5 protein-coding genes are annotated in these 3,240 nt (G+C 64.0%); 4 read left to right on the top strand and 1 reads right to left on the bottom strand.

The window, feature by feature from the left end; all coding sequences use genetic code 11:
• The first annotated feature begins 89 nt into the window (after positions 1–89).
• On the top strand, positions 90–560 hold the full coding sequence (lexA, locus tag CCR82_RS18260; protein WP_201247239.1) for a transcriptional repressor LexA: 471 nt from the start codon (positions 90–92) through the stop codon (positions 558–560).
• A gap of 18 nt (positions 561–578) precedes the next feature.
• On the opposite strand, the gene CCR82_RS18255 is transcribed toward lexA, so the two are convergent.
• Positions 579–1,475, bottom strand: a complete 897-nt coding sequence (locus CCR82_RS18255) for an HAD-IIA family hydrolase (protein ID WP_201247238.1) — start codon at positions 1,473–1,475, stop codon at positions 579–581.
• Positions 1,476–1,605: 130 nt separating this feature from the next.
• Between CCR82_RS18255 and CCR82_RS18250 the strand changes: the two genes are divergently transcribed.
• The 3 genes from CCR82_RS18250 (at position 1,606) to CCR82_RS18240 (ending at position 3,076) form a co-directional block, all read left to right on the top strand.
• Positions 1,606–2,220: a hypothetical protein gene (locus CCR82_RS18250; protein ID WP_201247237.1), complete on the top strand. Its 615-nt coding sequence runs from the start codon at positions 1,606–1,608 to the stop codon at positions 2,218–2,220.
• The gene (locus CCR82_RS18245; RefSeq protein WP_201247236.1) at positions 2,217–2,483 is read left to right on the top strand and encodes a hypothetical protein; all 267 of its coding nucleotides are present in this window, start codon (positions 2,217–2,219) and stop codon (positions 2,481–2,483) included. Before CCR82_RS18250 ends, CCR82_RS18245 begins: the two co-directional genes overlap by 4 nt.
• 299 nt (positions 2,484–2,782) lie before the next feature.
• Entirely contained in the window at positions 2,783–3,076 is a 294-nt protein-coding gene (locus CCR82_RS18240) for an AbiEi antitoxin N-terminal domain-containing protein (RefSeq protein WP_338073214.1), read from the top strand.
• Positions 3,077–3,240 lie beyond the last annotated feature (164 nt).

Raw genomic sequence — 3,240 nt, 5'->3', positions numbered from 1 at the left:
CGGGCCATGATCTCAGTCCGTTCAGCCGCGTCTTGTGGCCGATGACACCCCGACCACCAGCAACCCTCTCACCACCCGAGGAACGCCGCATGTCCGCTCAGACCACCTACCTGGTCCCCAAGCGCAGTCGTCCGACCTGGACGTCCGCCCTCGAGCCCCTGGATCTGGAGACCGAGGTGGCGGTCGAGCTGCCGCTGCTCGGCTACGTCAGCGCCGGCCGTCCGGTGGAGACGCCCGAGGACAACCAGAAGACGGTCAAGGTCCCGAGCCATCTCGCGCGCAAGGCCAGTTATGCCCTGCGGGTGCGCGGGCATTCGATGATCGATGACCAGATCCAGGATGGCGACATCATCCTCGTCGAGCAACGCCAGAGCGCGGAGAACGGCGAGACCATCGTCGCGCTCATCAACAACGAGCGCGTCACCCTGAAGCGTTTCTATGTCGAGACCGATGGCATCCGCCTGCAACCGGCCAACCCGGAGATGGCGCCGATCTACCTCAAACACGAGGAGCTGGAGATTCTGGGCATCGTCACCGGCGTGATGCGCATGACCGAGTGATGACTTGAGATCAGGAAGTCAGTTGCTTGTCGAAGCACTGGAGCGGTCCGCACCGGCTTGGCTGGATTCGACCGCAAGCGACGGCAGGACCCAAGTAGGACGGACGGCCGTCGCTGCCCTGCCGGATGCGGGCGCCAACCCGGTACCGACCAAAACCGCATCGATGCCCGCTGCCCGCGCGCCGGCAATATCGGTGGCGAGCTGATCGCCGAGCATCACCAACCGGGTGACACCGAGCTGGCGACGGGCGATCTCAAACAGCGCCGGGGCGGGCTTGCCGAGACGCACGAAGCTGATGCCCTGATCGGGCCACCGCTCGCGGATGATCGCCTCGAGCATCGCTGCCAAGGCCCCGGCCGTGAGACCGACCCGCCCCGGCGCCACCGGATAGATCAGGTCGGGATTACAAAGCAACAGCCGCAACGGCAGACCGGCATCGAGCCGACGGACCAGAAGACTCGCCGCCAGATCCATGTGCTCGGGCCAGCGCAGATCCTGCTGATCGGCGATGATGAGCGCCTCGGCCTCGAGCGCCTCCTCGAACGGCAGCGGGATGATGCCTGCACGCTCGGCATAGCGATGCGCGCCGGCTGGACCTAGGACCAAGGCCCGTATCCCGCGCAGATCACCACTGACCTGCGGCTCGGCCAACAGCGAGCCCGAGGTCAGGATGCGCTCGGCCGGGATCGACAGTCCCAAGGTGGCGAAGGACTCACTGAGTTCCTCGGGTAGACGACTGGCGGCATTGGTGAGCACCCGCCAGTGACAGCCGGCGCGCTCCAACTCCTCGAGCAGGGCGGCTGCACCGGGCAGGGCACGCTCGCGATCGACCAGCACGCCGTAGGCATCGAGCAGGAAGCCCTCGTAGCGGGCACGCAACGAGGGCAGGTCAATCAGCGGTGCAAGGTCTGTCATGAGCGTCTCGCCTTGAGTGATCCCGTATCATCGTCGAGCCGTCCACAGGCGATCGATCACCATCATCGCTGCTTGACAGCCTGGCGGCGGCACCGGCACTGACAACAGGCGGCTCTTCTGGCACACCATCATGACCGACATCCATCCTGTTCACATCCACACCTACTCCGGCATCGCCTTTGACCTGCGCGATCCACAGCCGGCAATGGTCCGCCTGGATGACATCGTGCATTCGCTGTCGTTGATGAACCGCTTCAACGGCGCCGCCCTGTTTCCCTACAGCGTCGCCCAGCACTCGCTGCACGTCGCTGAACTGGTGCCAGCCGAGTTACGGCTCGAGGGCCTGCTGCACGATGCCGCCGAGGCCTACATCGGCGACATGGTCAGTCCGCTCAAGCAGGTGATGCCGGAGTATAAGGCCGTCGAGGCGCGCATCAGTGCCGTGGTCGCTGAGGTCTTCGGTCTGTTCTATCCCGAGCCAGCCGCCGTCAAGCAGGCCGATCTGGCGGTGCTGGCGGCAGAGCGCGAGCAAGTGCTCGGACCCTCCTATGGCCCCTGGTTCAAGGACTTCCCGGAGCCGGCACCGATCACGATCAAGCCGCGCGCCTGGTTGGAGGTCAAGGCGAGCTTTGGGCAAGCCCTGCAGACCGAGATCACCAAACGCCGCGCCGCAACCGATCCATGCCGGCCTGATGCCGCGGCCGAGTCTTTGGGCGACCTTAGGCTTCAGGAGGTGAGGGCATGACAAAGACACAAGACCCAGCGGACCAGGCGGTGCTGGACGGGCCGCTTGAGACGCTCAAGGTGATCGACCTTCAGCTCATCCGCAAGGCGCTGGCCGATGCCGCAGGCGAGCCAACCGAGGCCGCGCGCGCCCAAGTGTTCGTTGCTTCGCTCTCGGCACTGCTGCTGATGAGCGGGGATCGCGAGCTCGGCAACGCGATCGGCGCCCTGATCGGGCTGCGGCCGCTCGATGCCGAGGCGCTGGAGCGGTTGATTGCGGGCTGAGTCTCTGGGGGGCAAGGCTGCATCAATCGCTGAGCCATTGTTCGCGAATGACCCCTCACTGGTCCGCTACGGACGCCCGGGAACGTCCATCACCGGGCACCGTTTTTGACCGCTGGCGCGCCATGATGGGTGATATCAGCTCTTGGAAGTGCTGAGTCAGGTGGCCTGACCCAGGAAACCCTGGCAGAGACAAAACGCGCGACAGCACGCTTTCAGGAATGGGCAATTTGTGTGCCGAAAGCATCTCTCATCGTGAAAGGCCGAAGCAGACTTGCCATAGTCTTCGATGATTCACCATAATGTGTACCATGAGTGCACAACGAGCAGATAAGCTGAAGCGTGTCTTGGAAGCTGTTCCCGCCGGCTTTGTGGTGGATGCGCGCTGGCTGGAGAACCACGGCGTCAGCCGGTTCCTCACCCGGAACTATGTAGAGAGCGGCTGGCTGGAGCGGTTGGAGCCTGGTGTCTTCCGTCGCCCCTCGCCGCAGTCAGTCCCTCTGGACTGGAAGAGTTGCGTCCTATCTCTCCAAAAAATCATGGGTTATCACGTCCATGTCGGCGGCACAGGGCGAAACCGTTCTGACTCTGACTGACCAGCAGTTGAGGGATTTACCCTCGATTCTGGACAATTCCCTTCGTCTGGTCCAAACTGCCCGCCACTGTTGGTTGGCGAGGTAGCGGCGTGAACGTGCACGACATCACCCTGCGCCCGGTCGCGCACGAGGAAGAGCCGCGCTTCAAAGCGCTGCTTGATGCG

It is taken from the genome of Halochromatium salexigens (assembly GCF_016653295.1).
In the GTDB taxonomy this organism is placed as follows: domain Bacteria; phylum Pseudomonadota; class Gammaproteobacteria; order Chromatiales; family Chromatiaceae; genus Lamprobacter; species Lamprobacter salexigens.
This window is presented reverse-complemented; position numbering and strand designations above follow the sequence as displayed.